This is a genomic window from Proteus sp. ZN5 (assembly GCF_011046025.1).
Taxonomy (GTDB): Bacteria; Pseudomonadota; Gammaproteobacteria; order Enterobacterales; family Enterobacteriaceae; genus Proteus.
On the sequence record NZ_CP047639.1, the window covers coordinates 4,168,005 to 4,186,623 of the forward strand.

Annotated in this window: 18 protein-coding genes; 17 read left to right on the top strand and 1 reads right to left on the bottom strand. The window is 37.4% G+C overall.

Going from position 1 to position 18,619, the window contains the following annotated elements:
• The first annotated feature begins 7 nt into the window (after window positions 1-7).
• A complete protein-coding gene (accC, locus tag GTK47_RS19150; protein ID WP_075671491.1) occupies window positions 8-1,357 on the top strand; it encodes an acetyl-CoA carboxylase biotin carboxylase subunit in 1,350 nt (449 codons plus the stop codon).
• Between the two features lie 73 nt (window positions 1,358-1,430).
• Here the strand turns inward: accC and GTK47_RS19155 are convergent, their stop codons facing one another.
• Window positions 1,431-1,889, bottom strand: coding sequence for an Lrp/AsnC family transcriptional regulator (locus tag GTK47_RS19155; RefSeq protein ID WP_098941222.1), 459 nt, complete (start codon window positions 1,887-1,889; stop codon window positions 1,431-1,433).
• Window positions 1,890-2,148: 259 nt separating this feature from the next.
• On the opposite strand from GTK47_RS19155, the gene GTK47_RS19160 reads away from it, so the two are divergent.
• The 16 genes from GTK47_RS19160 (at window position 2,149) to GTK47_RS19235 (ending at window position 18,619) form a co-directional block, all read left to right on the top strand.
• Window positions 2,149-3,456: an aromatic amino acid transport family protein gene (locus tag GTK47_RS19160; protein WP_165126173.1), complete on the top strand. Its 1,308-nt coding sequence runs from the start codon at window positions 2,149-2,151 to the stop codon at window positions 3,454-3,456.
• Between the two features lie 28 nt (window positions 3,457-3,484).
• Complete coding sequence (locus GTK47_RS19165) at window positions 3,485-4,687, top strand: PatB family C-S lyase (RefSeq protein ID WP_165126176.1); 1,203 nt, start codon at window positions 3,485-3,487, stop codon at window positions 4,685-4,687.
• A gap of 331 nt (window positions 4,688-5,018) precedes the next feature.
• The gene (locus GTK47_RS19170; RefSeq protein WP_023582900.1) at window positions 5,019-5,267 is read left to right on the top strand and encodes a YhdT family protein; all 249 of its coding nucleotides are present in this window, start codon (window positions 5,019-5,021) and stop codon (window positions 5,265-5,267) included.
• Entirely contained in the window at window positions 5,257-6,702 is a 1,446-nt protein-coding gene (gene panF, locus GTK47_RS19175) for a sodium/pantothenate symporter (protein WP_165126761.1), read from the top strand. Before GTK47_RS19170 ends, panF begins: the two co-directional genes overlap by 11 nt.
• A gap of 23 nt (window positions 6,703-6,725) precedes the next feature.
• The gene (gene prmA / locus GTK47_RS19180) at window positions 6,726-7,607 is read left to right on the top strand and encodes a 50S ribosomal protein L11 methyltransferase (RefSeq protein ID WP_165126179.1); all 882 of its coding nucleotides are present in this window, start codon (window positions 6,726-6,728) and stop codon (window positions 7,605-7,607) included.
• Between the two features lie 321 nt (window positions 7,608-7,928).
• Window positions 7,929-8,900: a tRNA dihydrouridine synthase DusB gene (gene dusB, locus GTK47_RS19185; protein WP_069368388.1), complete on the top strand. Its 972-nt coding sequence runs from the start codon at window positions 7,929-7,931 to the stop codon at window positions 8,898-8,900.
• Window positions 8,901-8,920: 20 nt separating this feature from the next.
• Complete coding sequence (gene fis / locus GTK47_RS19190) at window positions 8,921-9,217, top strand: DNA-binding transcriptional regulator Fis (RefSeq protein ID WP_004245342.1); 297 nt, start codon at window positions 8,921-8,923, stop codon at window positions 9,215-9,217.
• Between the two features lie 126 nt (window positions 9,218-9,343).
• Complete coding sequence (locus GTK47_RS19195) at window positions 9,344-10,072, top strand: hypothetical protein (RefSeq protein ID WP_165126205.1); 729 nt, start codon at window positions 9,344-9,346, stop codon at window positions 10,070-10,072.
• Window positions 10,073-10,343: 271 nt separating this feature from the next.
• Complete coding sequence (locus GTK47_RS19200) at window positions 10,344-10,565, top strand: AlpA family phage regulatory protein (protein ID WP_123821902.1); 222 nt, start codon at window positions 10,344-10,346, stop codon at window positions 10,563-10,565.
• 10 nt (window positions 10,566-10,575) lie between these two features.
• Window positions 10,576-10,782, top strand: coding sequence for a helix-turn-helix domain-containing protein (locus GTK47_RS19205; protein ID WP_123821901.1), 207 nt, complete (start codon window positions 10,576-10,578; stop codon window positions 10,780-10,782).
• Between the two features lie 164 nt (window positions 10,783-10,946).
• Complete coding sequence (locus GTK47_RS19210; protein ID WP_165126208.1) at window positions 10,947-11,594, top strand: inovirus-type Gp2 protein; 648 nt, start codon at window positions 10,947-10,949, stop codon at window positions 11,592-11,594.
• A 13-nt stretch (window positions 11,595-11,607) separates the two neighbouring features.
• Window positions 11,608-12,225, top strand: coding sequence for a hypothetical protein (locus GTK47_RS19215; RefSeq protein ID WP_165126211.1), 618 nt, complete (start codon window positions 11,608-11,610; stop codon window positions 12,223-12,225).
• A 500-nt stretch (window positions 12,226-12,725) separates the two neighbouring features.
• Window positions 12,726-13,316: a DUF1819 family protein gene (locus GTK47_RS19220; RefSeq protein ID WP_206535870.1), complete on the top strand. Its 591-nt coding sequence runs from the start codon at window positions 12,726-12,728 to the stop codon at window positions 13,314-13,316.
• Complete coding sequence (locus GTK47_RS19225) at window positions 13,317-13,940, top strand: DUF1788 domain-containing protein (RefSeq protein WP_165126214.1); 624 nt, start codon at window positions 13,317-13,319, stop codon at window positions 13,938-13,940. It begins immediately after the preceding gene.
• 15 nt (window positions 13,941-13,955) lie between these two features.
• Entirely contained in the window at window positions 13,956-17,513 is a 3,558-nt protein-coding gene (gene brxC, locus GTK47_RS19230) for a BREX system P-loop protein BrxC (RefSeq protein WP_206535871.1), read from the top strand.
• Complete coding sequence (locus tag GTK47_RS19235) at window positions 17,510-18,619, top strand: AAA family ATPase (RefSeq protein WP_165126217.1); 1,110 nt, start codon at window positions 17,510-17,512, stop codon at window positions 18,617-18,619. Before brxC ends, GTK47_RS19235 begins: the two co-directional genes overlap by 4 nt.

The window sequence follows — 18,619 nt, forward strand, 5'->3', positions numbered from 1 at the left end:
CAGGTCCATGCTAGAAAAAATCCTCATTGCCAACCGTGGTGAGATAGCACTGCGTATCCTAAGAGCATGTAAAGAGCTTGGGATCAAAGCAGTCGCTGTTCACTCCACGGCAGACCGTGATTTAAAACACGTTCTGCTGGCAGACGAGACTATCTGTATTGGTCCCGCTGCTTCAGCAAAAAGTTACCTAAATATCCCTGCAATTATTGCAGCGGCTGAGATCAGTGGCGCACAAGCCATTCATCCAGGATACGGTTTCCTGTCTGAAAATGCTGATTTCGCAGAGCAAGTTGAACGCTCAGGCTTTATTTTTATCGGCCCCAAAGCTGAAACCATCCGCCTAATGGGTGACAAAGTTTCTGCGATTGAAGCGATGAAAAAAGCTGGTGTTCCTTGTGTACCAGGATCAGACGGTCCTTTAGGTAACGACACTGCAAAAAATATTGAAATTGCTAAACGTATTGGCTACCCAGTTATCATCAAAGCCTCTGGTGGCGGTGGTGGACGCGGTATGCGTGTTGTTCGTTCTGAAAAAGATCTAGAACAATCCATTACAATGACGCGTGCAGAAGCAAAAGCGGCATTTAGCAACGACATGGTATACATGGAAAAATACCTTGAAAACCCACGCCATGTTGAAATTCAAGTTATGGCTGATGGTCAAGGTAATGCAATCTATTTGGCTGAACGTGATTGCTCAATGCAACGTCGTCACCAAAAAGTGGTTGAAGAAGCTCCAGCACCGGGGATTACCCCTGAAATCCGTAAAAATATCGGCGAACGCTGTGCGAACGCATGTATTGAAATCGGCTATCGTGGTGCAGGTACATTCGAATTCTTGTATGAAAATGGTGAATTCTACTTTATTGAGATGAACACCCGAATTCAGGTTGAACATCCAGTAACAGAAATGATCACTGGCATCGACTTAATCAAAGAACAGTTACGCATTGCATCTGGCTTACCTTTATCGGTAACGCAAGATCAAATTAACGTTCATGGTCATGCAATTGAATGTCGTATCAACGCAGAAGATCCAAAAACCTTCATGCCAAGCCCAGGCACGATCACTCGCTTCCACTCACCAGGTGGATTTGGCGTGCGTTGGGAATCGCATATTTACGCAGGTTATACTGTTCCACCTCACTATGATTCAATGATTGGTAAATTGATCACTTACGGTGAAACACGCGAAATCGCAATCTCTCGCATGAAGAATGCGCTGGCGGAACTTATCATTGATGGTATTAAAACCAATATTGAACTACACCAGTTCATTATGAATGATGAGCAATTCCAAAAAGGTGGTACCAACATTCACTACCTTGAAAAACGTTTAGGTTTAGCTGAGAAATAATCTTTCTCGCTTAACAAGAAAAGGCATAGTTTATTAACTATGCCTTTTTTATTGCAGATTTTCTGATGGATATTTATTTAATAGGGAACCCTTTAAAAGGTTTTATTTCTCTAATACTAAAGCTGGTATTCATCTCTTTGATATTGCCAATTGCGCGCACTTTCATCATTGAAACGTTGTGAAAATCTTCCATATCTTTAACGACCAGTTGCAACATATAGTCATATCGCCCTGAGATATTATGGCAAGAAATCACATTATCAATTTTCATTATTTCTTGCTCAAAATGCGCCATATTATCTTCTGAATGTAGATCTAACGTAATATTCATAAAAGCATAAAAATTAAACCCTAAATGCTTAGGTTCAATTATTGCTCGATAACTCTTAATCACACCCTTTTCTAATGCCTTAAGTCGCTTCCAACAAGCTGGTGGGGATAAAAAAACACGCTTAGCAATTTCCGCATTATTGAGTCGCCCTTCTTCTTGTAACAGCTTAAGGATCCCCATATCCGTTTTGTCAAGATCCATTCTATTTACACCTCTGTGACGTTAATCAAAATAACGTTTTTATCAAATATAATTAATTCATAACTCAATTTTAGCGAATTTTATTAATAAATAAGTCCGTATTGCTTCCAATATGGAGAAATAATTAATCACACTAATTGCTAAAATTATTCTCGAAGTATCGTTATTCAGCTAATACAAAATGATTAGAAATCATGTTTCAAAAATAAACTAAACAAAACAAATACTATAAATTTTACTTTCACATGGGATTACATGTATGACCTTATTAGAACAAAAAGTTGATAGGGCCTCTCTCTCAAAAGAAGAATGGAAAAAATTAACTCGATTTGATAATACCGATATGGGGTGGATTATTATCAGTATCGGTATGGCGATTGGTGCAGGTATTGTTTTTTTACCCGTACAAGTTGGCTTAATTGGGTTATGGGTATTTTTACTCTCTTCTATTATTGGCTACCCTGCCATGTACCTCTTTCAACGCCTATTTATTAATACCCTTGCCGACTCTAAAGAATGTAAAGACTACCCAAGTGTTATCGAAGGCTATCTTGGTAAAAACTGGGGAATGTTTTTAGGTTTACTTTATTTCTTAATGTTGGTGATATGGATTTTTGCTTATCCAACTGCACTTACCAATGATACTGCCTCTTATCTACACACCTTTGGTGTCACAGAAGGATTGCTGTCAGAAAATCCATTCTATGGCCTAATTCTTATCTCATTTCTCGTATTAATTGCATCACGAAGCGAAGAGCTATTATTTAAAATCTCAAGTTTTATGGTGTTATCTAAATTATTGGTTGTATTTGCTCTGGGTGTCATGATGATCAGCATGTGGGATCTGTCGAAAAATATCGATACCTTCCCACCTTTTAGTCTATTAATTAAAAACGCTATTATTACCCTACCTTTTACGCTCACTTCTATACTCTTTATTCAATCCCTTAGCCCGATGGTAATTTCTTATCGTGCTAAAAATAAATCGATTGAAGTCGCTCGATACAAAGCCTTAAGAGCCATGAATATCTCTTTCGGTACACTCTTTTGTGTTGTCTTCTTCTATGCGGTTTCTTTTACTTTTGCCATTGGACATGATGAAGCGGTTAAAGCCTATGAACAGAATATTTCTGCACTAGCGATCGCAGCACAATTTATTGAAGGTGATGCGGCTAAATACGTGACTCCCGTTGGCGTTGCACTCAATATCTTTGCATTAATGACCGCATTCTTTGGGGTTTATCTAGGCTTTAAAGAAGCAGTACAAGGCTTAGTCATGAATGCTCTCACTCGTATTATTCCTGCAGAAAAAATTAATCAGAAAATCCTCTCGCTTTGTATTGTCATTTTCACTGTCGTTATTGCGTGGGGAGCCATTGTTCTTAATCTGCCAGTATTAATGTTCACTTCAATCTGTAGCCCTATTTTCGGGATTGTAGGTTGTCTTATTCCTGCTTATTTAGTTTACAAAGTACCTTCATTACACCGCTATAAAGGTGGATCACTGTATTTAATTATCTTTACAGGCATCCTGCTTTGTATTTCCCCTTTCTTAAAATTTATTTAATTAAATTAGACGTATTAAAGGCTTAACCATGAAATATAACTTTGACGAAATTATAGATAGAAAAGATACCGATGCTTTAAATTATGATGGTTGGCGTCAGTATATTTTTAAAGCAGAGAAAGATGCGCAATTTGCCTTTGCTGATAATGAGTTTATTAGAATGTGGGTTGCGGATATGGACTTCTCTACTCCACCTGAAGTGCTTGATGCCATTAAAGCGCGCCTTGATAGAAAAATATTAGGTTATACCAAAGTGTATGATGACGAGTATTACCAAATATTTAAAGATTGGTGCCAAAGACATTATGATTGGGAAATTGAACCGCATGAAATTGTATTATCACCGGGTATTATTCCTGCATTAAATCGCCTAGTGCCTTTATTAATAAAAGAAGATGAAAGTATCCTTATTCAAACACCTTCTTATACGCCATTTAAACAAGCGGGAGATTATAACTCTCGCCAAGTGATCTACTCTGATTTATTAGAAAAAGACGGTGAGTTCTCTGTCGATTTTGCCGATATGGAACGCAAAATTAAAGATAACTCACTCAATATTAAGCTCTTTATTTTATGTAACCCTCAAAACCCAACGGGTAAAGTATGGACTGAAGAAGAGCTAATTAAGATGGGGAAACTCTGTGTTGAAAATGATATTTGGATGATATCAGATGAAATACATTGTGATTTATTACGTAACGGCGTGACGCATACCCCCATTGCTAAACTCTTCCCTTATTATGAGAAAATTGTTACCTGCATGGCTCCAAGCAAGACATTTAATCTCGCAGGTAATCTGATGTCTCATATCTTTATTAAAGATGAAGAAGTAAAAAAAGAGTGGCTTCGTCTTTATGATGACTTTATTTCACCATTAAGTTTAGTTGCAACAAAAGCCGCTTATTCTCAATGTGATGAATGGTTAAAAGAACTAAGAAACTATCTCGATGATAACTTTAAATTAGTACAAGAATTTACTCAGGTTCATTTTCCAAAAGCAAACTTTAAAATACCTGATTCAACCTATTTAGCATGGATCAATTTAGCAGATTATTTACCTGAAGATGTCGATAACCAACAACTTTCACTCTATTTTGCTAATAAAACAGGCGTTTTATTAGAAGGTGGAAATATGTTTGTGAGTAATGGCGATAACTATATTCGTATTAACCTTGCTTGTCCTCGCGCCATTATCAAAGAAGGTTTAGAAAGAATAAAAAATGCCCTTTAATTTTTAATTTATGAGATGAGTAAAACAAAGAAGAGCACCACGTTTGATCAATTTATTTTAGTGTCTGCTCTTCTTTTTTCCTATTTTCCATAATCTTAAACACCCTCTTTGTGGCGATTATTTCAACAGTTTATTTGTTGATTAATATATAAATCTATCTCTATTCTATTATTCTCTTAATAGAAAATGGTCACGAATCCTTTTAAAACAATAAGATAATCTATTTTAAATATTCCCTTATGACTTTGTGATTAATTTTCACTGAATCAATACTCACTTTCCCGTACAATCCTCCCATTCATTTTTAACCCTATTAAGATTGGGAGAACAGATGGACAAACGTTTTGTTCAGGCCCACAAAGAAGCCCTTTGGGCCCTAATTTTAACTTTTATGTATTTGTTGGGTTGGTTAATTACCGCCTATTTACCTGATAACACACTAGGCATTACTGGTTTACCTCTTTGGTTTGAGCTTTCATGCTTATTTCTACCTGTTTTGTTTTTTCTGTTGTGCTATCTGATGGTGCGCTACTTTTTCAAAGATATGCCGTTAGGAGATGAGCATGACGATGCAAACTGAGGTCATAGTGCCACTGATTGGCTACCTTCTGCTGGTCTTTCTGCTGTCGGCTTATGCATACCGTAAGCGCGAAAAAGGCGAGTTTCTTAACGAATATTTTCTTGGTAATCGCTCAATGGGTGGCTTCGTGCTAGCCATGACTATCACTGCAACGTATGTCAGTGCCAGCTCCTTTATTGGCGGGCCGGGTGCTGCCTATAAATACGGTATCGGTTGGGTATTACTTTCGATGATCCAACTTCCCGCTATTTGGCTCTCTCTGGGAGTTTTAGGAAAAAAATTTGCCATTTTAGCGCGCCGTTATAATGCCGTTACCTTAAACGATATGCTGTATGCGCGTTACAAAAGCCGTTTTCTAGTCTGGTTTGCCAGTTTAAGCCTGTTAGTCGCTTTTGTCGGCGCCATGACAGTACAGTTTATTGGTGGAGCGCGCTTATTAGAAACTGCGGCTGGCATTCCTTATGAATTCGGCTTACTGATCTTTGGGATCTCCATTGCGCTGTACACTGCGATTGGCGGATTTAGAGCCAGCGTATTAAACGACGCCTTACAAGGTCTTGTGATGCTGCTTGGTACATTTATTCTCCTGTTTGCCATTATATATAAAGCAGGTGGATTAGATGTTGCGATACAAAAACTCAATGCCATCGATCCAGCATTAACCTCTCCTCAAGGTGCGGATGGGATTTTAAGTGGTCCGTTTATGGCATCATTCTGGGTGCTTGTCTGTTTTGGTGTTATCGGCTTGCCACATACAGCAGTACGTTGCATATCTTACAAAGACAGTAAAGCCATGCATAAAGGGATCATCATTGGCACCATTGTGATGTCATTACTGATGTTTGGTATGCACTTTGCTGGCGCATTAGGTCGGGCGATAATTCCTGATTTGACGGTTCCTGATCAGGTTATTCCAACACTGATGGTTGAAGTATTACCGCCTATTGCAGCAGGTATTTTCCTTGCGGCACCGATGGCTGCCATTATGTCGACGATTAATGCTCAGCTGTTACAATCGTCAGCAACATTGGTCAAAGATCTCTATCTCAATATCGCCCCACATGCGATCACGAATGAGAAACGTATCTCTCGTTTATCAAGCCTTTCGACCTTGATTTTAGGTGTGTTACTACTGTTTGCAGCATGGAACCCACCATCGATGATTATTTGGCTTAACTTACTGGCTTTTGGTGGCCTACAAGCGGTTTTCTTATGGCCTTTAGTTCTTGGGCTTTATTGGGAAAAAGCCAACCGTTATGGTGCGATTGCGGGCATGATCACTGGTGCCACACTCTATGCCACCCTTGCGACATTTAATATCCAGATAGCTGGATTCCACCCCATTGTTCCATCACTGTTATTGAGCTTAGTTGCGTTTCTTGTGGCTAATCGATTTGGAGAGCATACTCTGCCCCAATCAGCATCATTACAGTGAATTCGTTTTTAAAGAGACTAATTATGCCTTGGATACAATTAAGACTTAATGCAACCGCCGCTAATGCAGAAGCTATTGGTGATGAATTGGTTGAAAGCGGTGCCGTTTCAGTGACTTTCCAAGATAGTCACGATACCCCTATTTTTGAACCTTTACCGGGTGAAACTCGTCTTTGGGGTGATACTGACGTTATCGGCTTATATGATGCAGAAACTGACATGAAAATCGTTGTGGCGATGTTAGAAAATACGCCATTACTCGGTCAAGGTTTCCTGCACAAGATTGAACAACTCGAAGATAAAGATTGGGAACGTGAGTGGATGGATAACTTCCACCCAATGCGTTTTGGCGAGCGTTTATGGATTTGCCCAAGCTGGCGTGAAGTGCCTGATCCTAACGCCGTTAACGTCATGCTAGACCCTGGTCTTGCATTTGGTACAGGTACCCACCCTACCACCTCATTATGCCTTCAGTGGCTTGATGGTTTAGATTTAGCGGGTAAAACGGTTATCGACTTCGGTTGTGGCTCTGGCATTTTAGCTATTGCGGCATTAAAACTGGGTGCAGCAAAAGCGATTGGTATTGATATCGATCCTCAAGCTATCCAAGCAAGTCGTGATAATGCACAGCGTAATGGTGTTTCTGATGCACTCACATTGTATCTTGCAAAAGACCAGCCTGATAACCTCAGCGCTGATGTTGTAGTCGCCAATATTTTAGCAGGCCCATTGCGTGAACTAGCACCTATTATCAGCACACTGCCTCGCCAAGGTGGACATCTAGGTCTTTCAGGTGTGTTAGCGACACAAGCAGAAGGTGTAGCTGCTGCCTATGAAGGATTATTTAACTTAGATCCTGTTGCTGAAAAAGAAGAGTGGTGTCGTATTACCGGTATGAAAAAATAACGCCGAACAAATATTAACCAAAATGAGATAATCTTATTGCGTTAAAATTTCACTTAATTATTGTTTATCAGGCATTAATCACATTTTTGCCTGATAAACTCTACTTAGTTTCACTTGTTTATCAATTCTATATCATCAATTTTTAATTTTCCAAAAACATATAACATCATGTTTTTATTGATTAAATAATCAATTCATAAAAAATCAAGTGTAAAAAAGTAACTTTTTTTCGCAATTTGGTTAAACTTTGTCCTTTCATATCTGGCAAAAAATGCGTAATATACGCGCCCTTGCAGTCACAGTTTGGCCCTCTTTTCATCTATGCGAATCGGACAGTATCAGTTAAAAAATTGCCTTATCGCGGCTCCCATGGCTGGCGTTACAGACCGACCTTTTCGGTCGCTTTGCTATGATATGGGTGCGGGTATGACAGTTTCTGAAATGCTTTCTTCCAATCCTCAGGTTTGGCAGACAGACAAGTCTCGATTACGAATGGTACATAGTGATGAATTGGGGATCCGCTCCGTACAAATTGCAGGAAGTGATCCCGTTGATATGGCGGCAGCTGCGAAAATAAACGCAGATAGTGGCGCTCAAATTATCGACATTAACATGGGTTGCCCTGCAAAAAAGGTGAATAAAAAGCTAGCCGGTTCAGCACTACTTCGTCATCCCGACCTTGTCGCAGAGATCCTCTCTGCTGTGGTTAACGCGGTAGATGTTCCTGTTACTCTCAAGATCCGTACTGGCTGGTCACCTGATGAACGTAACTGTGTAGAGATTGCCAAATTGGCTGAACGTTGTGGTATTCAGGCTCTCACTATTCATGGACGTACACGCGAGTGTTTGTTCAAAGGGGAAGCCGAATACGACAGTATTCGGACAGTTAAGCAGAGTGTTTCTATTCCTATTATTGCGAATGGAGACATAACAGACCCGCTAAAAGCCAGAGCAGTATTAGACTACACTGGAGCCGATGCTTTGATGATCGGTCGCGCTGCTCAGGGAAGACCCTGGATCTTTCGGGAAATCCAGCACTATCTGGACACAGGTGAACTGTTGCCCCCTCTGCCGATTGCAGAGGTACAACAAATAATGCAAAAGCATGTGCGTGAGTTGCACGACTTTTACGGTCAAGGCAAAGGAACTCGCATTGCACGCAAGCATGTCTCTTGGTACCTCAAGGAACATGCCCCTGATGACCAGTTTCGGCGCTCCTTCAACGCCATAGAGGATGCCAGCGAACAGCTGGAGGCGTTGGAAGCATATTTCGAAAATTTTTTGCGTAAATAAATAAAAGAGCTGACAGAACTATGTTCGAACAACGCGTAAATTCAGACGTACTAACAGTTGCCACCGTAAATTCACAAGATCAGGTGACCCAAAAACCTTTACGTGACTCAGTTAAACAAGCACTGAAGAACTATTTTGCTCAATTAAACGGTCAAGATGTTAATGACTTATATGAGCTAGTATTGGCTGAAGTTGAACAGCCATTGTTGGACATGGTAATGCAGTACACCCGTGGCAACCAAACGCGTGCAGCGCAAATGATGGGCATTAACCGCGGCACACTGCGTAAAAAACTGAAAAAATACGGCATGAACTGATCCTAGTCAGTTAACAGGCTGTTTTAAAAGGCACTATGGTCATTGGCTATAGTGCCTTTTGTTTAAAATGACTACACCAATGACTACACCGTATTTTCCATTATTTAAATAGTGAGGCAATAAGATATGTACCATAACGTAGTCTATACCCTTATAGCTTTAGAGCAGGCTATCAAGGAACCTGAAGCTCTAAATGATGAAGATAAAAAATATCTGAAGAGCCTTCAGAGTGCACTTTTACATCTTAATTTCGCTGAGTTAAAATTAAAAAAATTTTATGAATACGAAAAAGAGAACCATCGAGATTCTACGTTAAATAGAAACTTATCTGGAATGAGTAAAGAAAATCCTGAATGGAATGGAGCTGACAATAGAGATTTTATTGGTAGACATTTACTTGATGCTTTTTATTGCTTATCGATGGAATATTGCCACAAAGAATTTAAAGCAATACTTGAAAAAGAGCTAATGGTAACAAGTGGTGTTGTCGTAAAAAACATTCAAAAAGAGCATAAAAAACAAAGAAATATTAATAGTTCTATTGGCGGACTAGCTTCAAAAAATAGAAAAATAAAGTTAAAAAATTATATTAAAGAGGAAGTGATAAACTATCTTAGTCCTATCCTGGTTGATAGCTCTGAAACTATTTTTACTAGAAAAGAAATTGCTAATAGAATCGAAAAAAATATAACTAATTTAATAAAATCCGATCCTGATCTAATTGTTCAATACAAAGACTCTGGTAATGAGCTAATAAAAAATTACATTAGTGAATTAATCAAGGATGGGGAGTTAAATAAAAATTGGTTTAAAGGCTCAAATTCAACTCGCACTAAGAATGTAAGAAATCGTTAATACTTAATCAAGTTGTTACTTGACCATTATTATGAAGTCTCATTTAGCCTATTTAACTATTACTATCAATAAAAAATAGCAATGACATAAATCATATAAAAATAACAAAAAACAATATGTTATATGCATTCATAATAAATAAATTAGCTATAAAATAACTATTTTTATAATTTTTTATCTGGTACCCAGTAACTGCCCCCTATTTACACCGCAACGATTTCAAACCAATCTATCCTCATGCAAACCGAAACAACTTTGTGGGGATAGAATCATGTCTGATATTCAACTCGATAAAAAAACAATCTTACACCTTTACGGTTACACTACTGATCGTCTAGTCAGAGAAAAAGAGCGCAAAGAAATCACATCTATATCACGGTCACAAGCATGGAAATTAGAAAAAGAGAACAACTTTCCTAAACGTAAACAACTTGGAAATTGTAGTTGTGGTTGGATGTTATCTGAGTTGCTAATTTGGTGTCATCAAAGATAAAGACGCTGCCATGAAAAATACTGATGCTAAATTATTCAACCATAAAATCTTACCTGTTTCTCACTATTTATCTAAAGATGATTTATGCAGGCATTTTCGTGTTAGCCGAACAACACTTAATCGATGGATAAGACTTAATAAAATTCCACCACCAACAAATTGGGGCTCTGTTACGATTGGTTGGTCACCAGAGGAAATTAAAAATATGGTTCGATAAATTAAAGCTGGTGGTAATTAGCTTAATAAAAACATATCTATATCTTGCTCTATTTTGACCATTAATTTCTTTATTTCCTTAATAAAAAAACATGAAAACACAGAGAAACACTCGCTTTCTTAACTATATTAACTCAGGATATTTATAATATTACGGTGGTATTTATGAAAAAATATATTCCAAAAAATCTTCGTTCAGAAATAAATTTAGATTATTACAAATATAACGATTATGGGTTACCTTCCTATTTTTGTAGAGAGAATAATATATATCCAGATAATAAGATAATTAATAAAATTATATTATTACTAGGTGATAGCTTTTCTATTTCCAAGCGAATTACTGTAATAAGGTTCGATCTTCATTTACCAAAATACAGTGATAAAAATGAATCAATAACAAAATTCTCTAGAAAATTACTATCTGAATTTAAATGTAAATATAAAAAATCTTTTATTAAATTATTTTGGGTTAGAGAGCAAAATAAGAGTCAATCGCAACACTATCATTGTGCATTATTTGTTGATGGTAATGTTATTCACCACTCAGCATCATTGCAGAACATGGTAGACTTTTGCTGGAAAGAGACCAATAATGGTACTCATAGTATTCCTAAAAACTGTTATTATCTATGCCACCAAAGTGATATGTCAACGCTTGCCAATATCATATACCGTTTAAGCTATTTAGCTAAAAATATTACCAAAGAAAGAAAAAATTCACATACAAAGCGTTATGGTTCAAGTAGCTTAATATTAAGAAAAAAAGAAAGTAAACCTTTGCATTCGATTCTCTCTAAGTATATTAAATAATAGGTTACTTATTATGAGATGTGATTATCAACAAAAATTGGCTAGAAAAAACTCAAAACCACTATATTTACAAATAACCAATGAAATAAAGTCCTTTAAGTTAGATTCTATTTTCAAAGCTTATTTATCACATAACTTAATTGAACTCGATCAGTATTATATTTATAATTCTTTCAATAAAAAAGCTGATTGGTTATTTCATTATTTTAACTATAGAAAAGAAGTTATTAAAGAAGGCATTTCTATAATTGAATATAGTAATAGATATCATTTAAATCTAAGAAGATGTTATTCCAATTTTAGAAAAATAGGAGGTAGTAGTATTAGCATATTATATTGGATATATCACAGAAGAAATTTCCACCAGCACAAACCTAAATTAAGCGTAAAAGAATATATCGAGAAACATAAACTTGAGCAAAAGACAGCGTTCAGGCAATTACAAAGAAAAACAATGAGTGAATTTTGGTCACATCACTTCGATAATTACTATCAAAATTTTTGGATACAAGGGTATAACGTAAGCGAATATGCAAAAATTTATGGTTTAAATGCCACAACAGCAAGACAGTATCTTTTCAATTTCCCTAAAAAGCTTTTTAATCCTCAAGTGATCAAACCATGGTTGTGATCACTTGATCACTATCTTATATAAAATTTATATTTTATTTAAATATAACCCGTTGATTATTAATCATAAATAAAATAATATAAGTATAGAGAAGTGGTTATATAAAAAATATTTTTCCAATTAATAGGAACGGTAAACAACACAGTGATCACTGTATATGTCTATATTCTTTACTATAGTTAGCCTCATCATCATATTCTCATTTGAAATTCCATTTAAAACTTTCATAGTTGAATATTATTTTCAATCATACCGAGTCAACTCAGTTTAATCTTGGGCTTATCCTTTCATGTGTTACAATCGTACGAATAATATTTAAGGATTTACAGATTATGCCTGACCATTACAGTGTAAGCAAAGATACTATCTATGCATGACGTGAGAGAAAAGAATTGTCGACGCGGCGCATAGAGTCAGCTTATTTTGGTAGTTTAAAATTGAAAAAATCTATAAATGAGTTATAGGTGGCAATACCTCATAATTTTCGGAGAAGAGTGATAATGAATAATATTAATGAAAAGCTTTCGCTCACTCTAAGACCTGCATTGATTCATGAAAGTAGAGTCATAGCTGAGCAATATATTCGATTGAAAGATTGGGATTTAGTTCGTGAAGAAGTGTTAGCAAGTAACCTTTTGCAGGCTCGAACAGAAAGCACATCTAAAACAGTATATGGTGAAGTTTCTAAACGCTTGAAAAATTTATCTGATAATGAATTAGCGTTGATGACTAAGTCTGATGCCGATGTTAAACATCTCGTTTGGTTAGCTATTTGCCGTCAGTATCCGTTCACGTATCAATTTGCAATTGAAGTACTCTCAGAACGGTATAGCAATAGCCATTTTCAACTTTATCCTGAAGACTATGCCTCATTTTTAAACGCTAAAGCCGAGTGGCATAGCAACTTAGATAAAATCACCCAACAGTCTAGATATAAAGCTCAGCAAATTATGTTCAAGATGCTCACTGAATGTGGCTTAGTAGATGAAAGTAAGGTGATGATACACCAACAAATCTCAAAGGAACTCGAGACGTTGATTAAACAAAGTAACTCTGACTACCTTCGAATCTATCCGGGAGACTATAGCTAAATGTCAGGCAAGTTTAATAGTGTGCTAACTAAGGATAATCTTCCAGATGCATACACACACTTAACAGATGTGCTATCTAGCTCTTCATTCATCAAAATGGAAGGATTAAATGGAGATATTCCTTTTCATATTTGTCCTTTTGAACCGTCGCTTCAGAGTGAGATCAATATACTGGTCAAACAAGTTAAGAATTACTTGAGGGATGCTCAAGTAAAGGTCCTTGAAATAAATCTCTACGATCTTGTTATTGATATCTCGAAAAAAGAGGGAGATTGGAAGTGGTTGATTGATAATGAATCAACAATGTCTAAAGATGAGCTAAAGGAAGAGCTTCAAGGCATTATCGATACTAAGACCGTTTTGATCCCCACGATTGTCGATCGAATGACAGAATATAATTTTGACATTCTAATGATTACAGGTGTTGGTGAGGTATTCCCATATATTCGCTCTAGTAGTTTATTGGAAAACTTACAGATTAAAGCAAAAGACAAACCAACGCTGTTGTTTTTTCCTGGCAAGTATAAGCATTCTCTTGAAAAAGGCTCTTCTCTAATCCTTTTTGGCACCTTAGAAGATGACAAGTATTACCGTGCATTCAATATCCTTGATAGGGCAAGTTAAAGGAAGTTGTAAAAAATGAATATGAAGTTAGAAGAACTATTTAAGAAAAAAGTCGACCGCCCTATTGAAGGTGTAATCAAGGCTGATGATGATGTTGCTCTGTACGTCGAATTAGATGAATACATTATTACCGATGAAGTAGCTAAGCGACTAGATATTTTCTTAGATGCCTACCTTAACTATCAAGGTGCTAACGGCGTATGGGTATCTGGTTTTTTTGGTTCGGGTAAATCTCACCTTCTAAAAATGCTTGCATTATTGCTTGAGAATAATCCAATTGACGGAGTGACGCCATTAGAGCTTTTTTTAGAGAAAAGCCCCCTAAATGAAGGTGGCATATTTGCCAATGATTTCAAACGTGCGGTCAATATACCATCTGAAAGTATTCTCTTTAATATTGATCAAAAAGCCGATGTTATCAGCAAAACAGAGTTGGATGCTCTAATCGCTGTATTTGTAAAAGTGTTCGATGAACATTGTGGTTTTTATGGTAAGCAAGCTTACATTGCACAATTCGAGCGAGAGCTAAAAGAGGATGGCCTTTTAGAACAATTCAAGAGCAAATTTGAATTTATCAGTGGTAAAAGCTGGGAGCATGGCCGCGCACGTGCAAAAAGAATGGCTGGTGCTGTTGATAAGGCCTACAACGCAATCACAGAGCAACAAGTTTCAGGTATTTTAGATAAATACCGCTCAGATTATCGCCTTTCGATCGAAGATTTTGCTGACCAAGTTAAGAGTTACATATCAGAGCAAGAGGAAGGATTCAGACTTAACTTCTTTGTTGATGAAGTAGGACAGTATGTAGCTGGCAACATTAAATTGATGACAAACTTGCAAACTGTTGCTGAGAGCCTGGCTACAAAATGTAATGGTCAAGCTTGGGTCATAGTGACAGCTCAAGAGGATATGTCATCGGTTATCGGTGAAGTTGACCAACAAAGTGAAAATGATTTTTCAAAGATTCAAGCTCGCTTCAAAAACAGAATGAAACTGACTAGTCAGGACGTAGCAGAAGTCATTCAACGACGTTTATTAGAAAAAAAAGAAGAGTTTATTCCTACTCTGTCAGATCTATACCATGAACAAGAAAATAGCTTTAAGACTCTATTTGATTTTGCAGATGGCTCCCAGTCTTATAAGAACTTCAAAGACAAAGATCATTTCATTCAAAGCTATCCGTTTATTCCGTACCAATTTGGCCTGTTCCAGTCTGCAATTCAAAACCTATCGAAGTATGGTGCTTTTGAAGGTAAACATAGCTCGGTAGGTGAGCGTTCGATGCTGGGCGTGTTCCAGCAGGTCGCCATTGCGATAAAAGATCACAAACTAGGTGAACTAGCAACCTTTGATCTTATGTTTGAAGGTATTCGAACAGCATTGAAGACAGCAAACCAGCAAGCCATATTGAGAGCTGAGCTAAACTTAGACAACCAATTTGCTATCCGTCTATTGAAAGCACTGTTCCTCGTTAAGTATGTCAAAGAGTTTAAGCCGACACTACGAAACCTATGCGTGTTAATGCATGATAGTTTCTCGCGCAATATTCCGTCACTCAAGCTTGAAGTAGAGGAAGCATTAAACCTTCTTGAAAAGGAAACCTACATTCAGCGTAATGGGGATCTTTTTGAGTACCTGACGGATGAAGAGCAAGATATAGAGAAAGCGATTAAAGACACAGAAATTGACTCTGATGTGATTGCTTCGCAACTAGATAAGCTCATTTATGACGGTGTTTTGAAAAATCGCAAAATTCGCTGGGAAGAAAACAACCAAGACTATCCTTTTAGCCGAAAGCTAGACGACAAATTATCAGGTCGAGAAAGCGAATTAGCCATCAACGTTATCACATCTTTTCATGGCTACCGTGAAGCGCTTGAGAAGCATAAATCAGATACGCTATTCAATCATGAATTGAGAGTCGTATTGCCTGAAAGCGCAAGGCTGGTTAGCGACTTAGTGCTCTACAAGCAAACTGAGAAATATGTTGCTCATGAAATGAAAGCAACTCAGCAAGATAATATCAAGCGTATTCTCACAGAGAAAGGGCTACAGAATGTTGAGCGCTACAATCAACTTAAAGCACTAACTTCAAAACTTGTGGGCTCAGCGACTTATTTTGTTGCGGGTAAGGAGGTAGAGCTATCTGGTGAAGATGGCCAAGGCAAGATTATTCGAGCGTTTGGTGAGCTTATCAAATATACCTATCCTAATCTTAAAATGTTGCGTGATATTTCATATCGTGAAACTGATATTCCCGACATTATTAAGAAAGCAGGTCAAGGACTATTGGGTGATGACACTCAACTGCCAGAACCACAACAAGAAATGTTCTCGTATATTCAAAGCAACAGTCGTGGTGGAGTAAGAACAACAGTTAAGTCTGTTTTGGATAAGTTTGAAAGCAAGCCTTATGGTTGGTCTTATGCAGCTGTATTGTGCAACTTAGCGTATCTTTGTGCTAACAGTAAGGTTGAGGTTCGCGAAGCAACGAATTTGCTCGATGACGCGGAGCTATCACGTGCACTCCGTAACATTAGTGTTCACGGTAACCTTATTTTAGACCCTCAGGTGGAGTTTACGCCGTCTCAACTAAGAGCCGTAAAAGATTTTTATAACGACTATTTTGAGAAAGTTACACATGCATCTGAACCGAAAGCGATAGCGAAAGAGCTTCAAGACGCTTTTCTAGAGCAAGCAAGAGGCCTTGATAAGCTACTATCTCAAGCATCGCAGTACCCATTCTTGCGAGTATTGTCAGACATTGTAGAAAAGCTAAATGACTTCAAAACTAAACCTTATACATGGTTTATGACCGAATTGGTTAAGCAAGAAGACAACTTGTTTGATTGCAAAGAAAAAACCATAGATCCAATCGTTAAGTTCATGAAAGGCTCTCAAAAGTCTATCTATGATGCTGCCAAACAAGCGATAACAGACCAAAAAGCCAATATCGAGTATGTTGAGGGCGATGAATATCAAAGTATTCAAAATGCCCTAGTAAATGCAGATATTTACAAGGGCAGCTCGATTCAGCGGCTCAAAACAGATACTGAAACACTGCAAAGTAAAATTCAGGCACAGGTAAAGGTGGAACAAAAGAGTGCTATTGAGAGTATTTATTCTTTGGAAACAAAGCTAATTAGTTTTGAAGAGTTCAAAGCGTTGGAGTTAGAAAGACAAGAGCAACTCAAAGCTGTATTTAAGCGTGTTGTTGCTAAGCTTAAGCAACAGTCATTGATCGCGATGTTACGTGATGAAGCAAGGCGCTTTGAAGAGCAGATATATAGTCAGCTGGTTCAAAAGCTTATGGATTGGTCGCAACCAGCCCTAGAACCTAAGCATGAAGAAAAACCTAAGTCTAAAAAACAATCGGTAGATGAAAAAACTGTAACTTCTTCAGATGTTCAATCAACGGGTAGATCACAAATAAAAAGCGTTTCTGCAAAACAAATTAAAGTTGAATACGCCAAGCCTTGGCTTTCAACGGTGAGTGATGTTGAAGGGTACATTGAAGAGTACAAAAAAGCACTACTACAAGCCATTAATGATGGGAAAAACATACAGTTATGATTACAGCTATATCATTAGAAAACTTTGCAGCATTCAAAAAGTTAGATCTGAAATTTTCATCAGGGATCAACATTATTATTGGTGAGAATAGCTGTGGTAAAACGCAGCTATTAAAATCAATTTATGCACTTTCTCATGAACAAGAGGTAACCTCTAAGTTATTAGGCTTATTTAAGCCAAATAACAAAAAGCTAACGGGTCTCTATCATCGTGGAGGTGAAGGGAAAACAGAAGTCCGTATTGAGGATTCTTCAGGGCAGCTTTCCAAAATTGAGTTTGGTTCTCGAACCGAAACAGTTAAGCATGAGCCCGCATTTTCTGGTCTTAGCAATCCCGTATTGGTGCCCACTAAAGAAGTATTGTCACTACTTGAAGCAATTCAAACAGAAGCGGTACCACAAGAAACACTTAGCATTCTTTTTGATGATTCTATCGTTGATCTGTGTCGTACACTGCTAGCTGAGCCTAGTGAAAGCTTAGCGGAAACTGTGAATAAAGACCCTAGGCTTGGACGGATCATTCCAATATTAGTGAATGCTATTGGTGGTAAATTCGAAATTAATGGGTCAGAGCATGTATTTGTTAAAGGGCTGTTTGTAGAAAAAGGTAACTCTGAAATATCAAAGAGTAAAGGTGCGGATATGTATGCTGATTTTACTCAACTTGAATTTAGAAAAACGGCTAAATCAGAGACCTCGGTAACCATGATAGCAGAAGGCTATCGAAAAATTGGCTTGTTACAGCGCTTGATTCATGTCGGTGCACTGGCTAAAGGCAAAGCGAATGTTTTACTTTGGGATGAACCTGAGTCGAACATAAACCCTGTACTAATGAGGCTGGTCGTTGAATGTTTACTTGAACTTGCTCGTAACGGGCAGCAAGTCATTATCGCCACGCATGATTACGTATTGCTTAAATGGTTTGATTTGCTGATGGATGAGTCTAAAGGTGATCATGTTTTATACCATGCCTTGTTCAGAGATGAGGATGGCGAAATTTCTAAAGAAACGGTTGATAACTATAAAATGTTATCCGAGAACTCTATTTCTCGGACATACTCCTCATTATATGACGCTGAAATTAAACGTTCCTTAGGTGTGAAATAA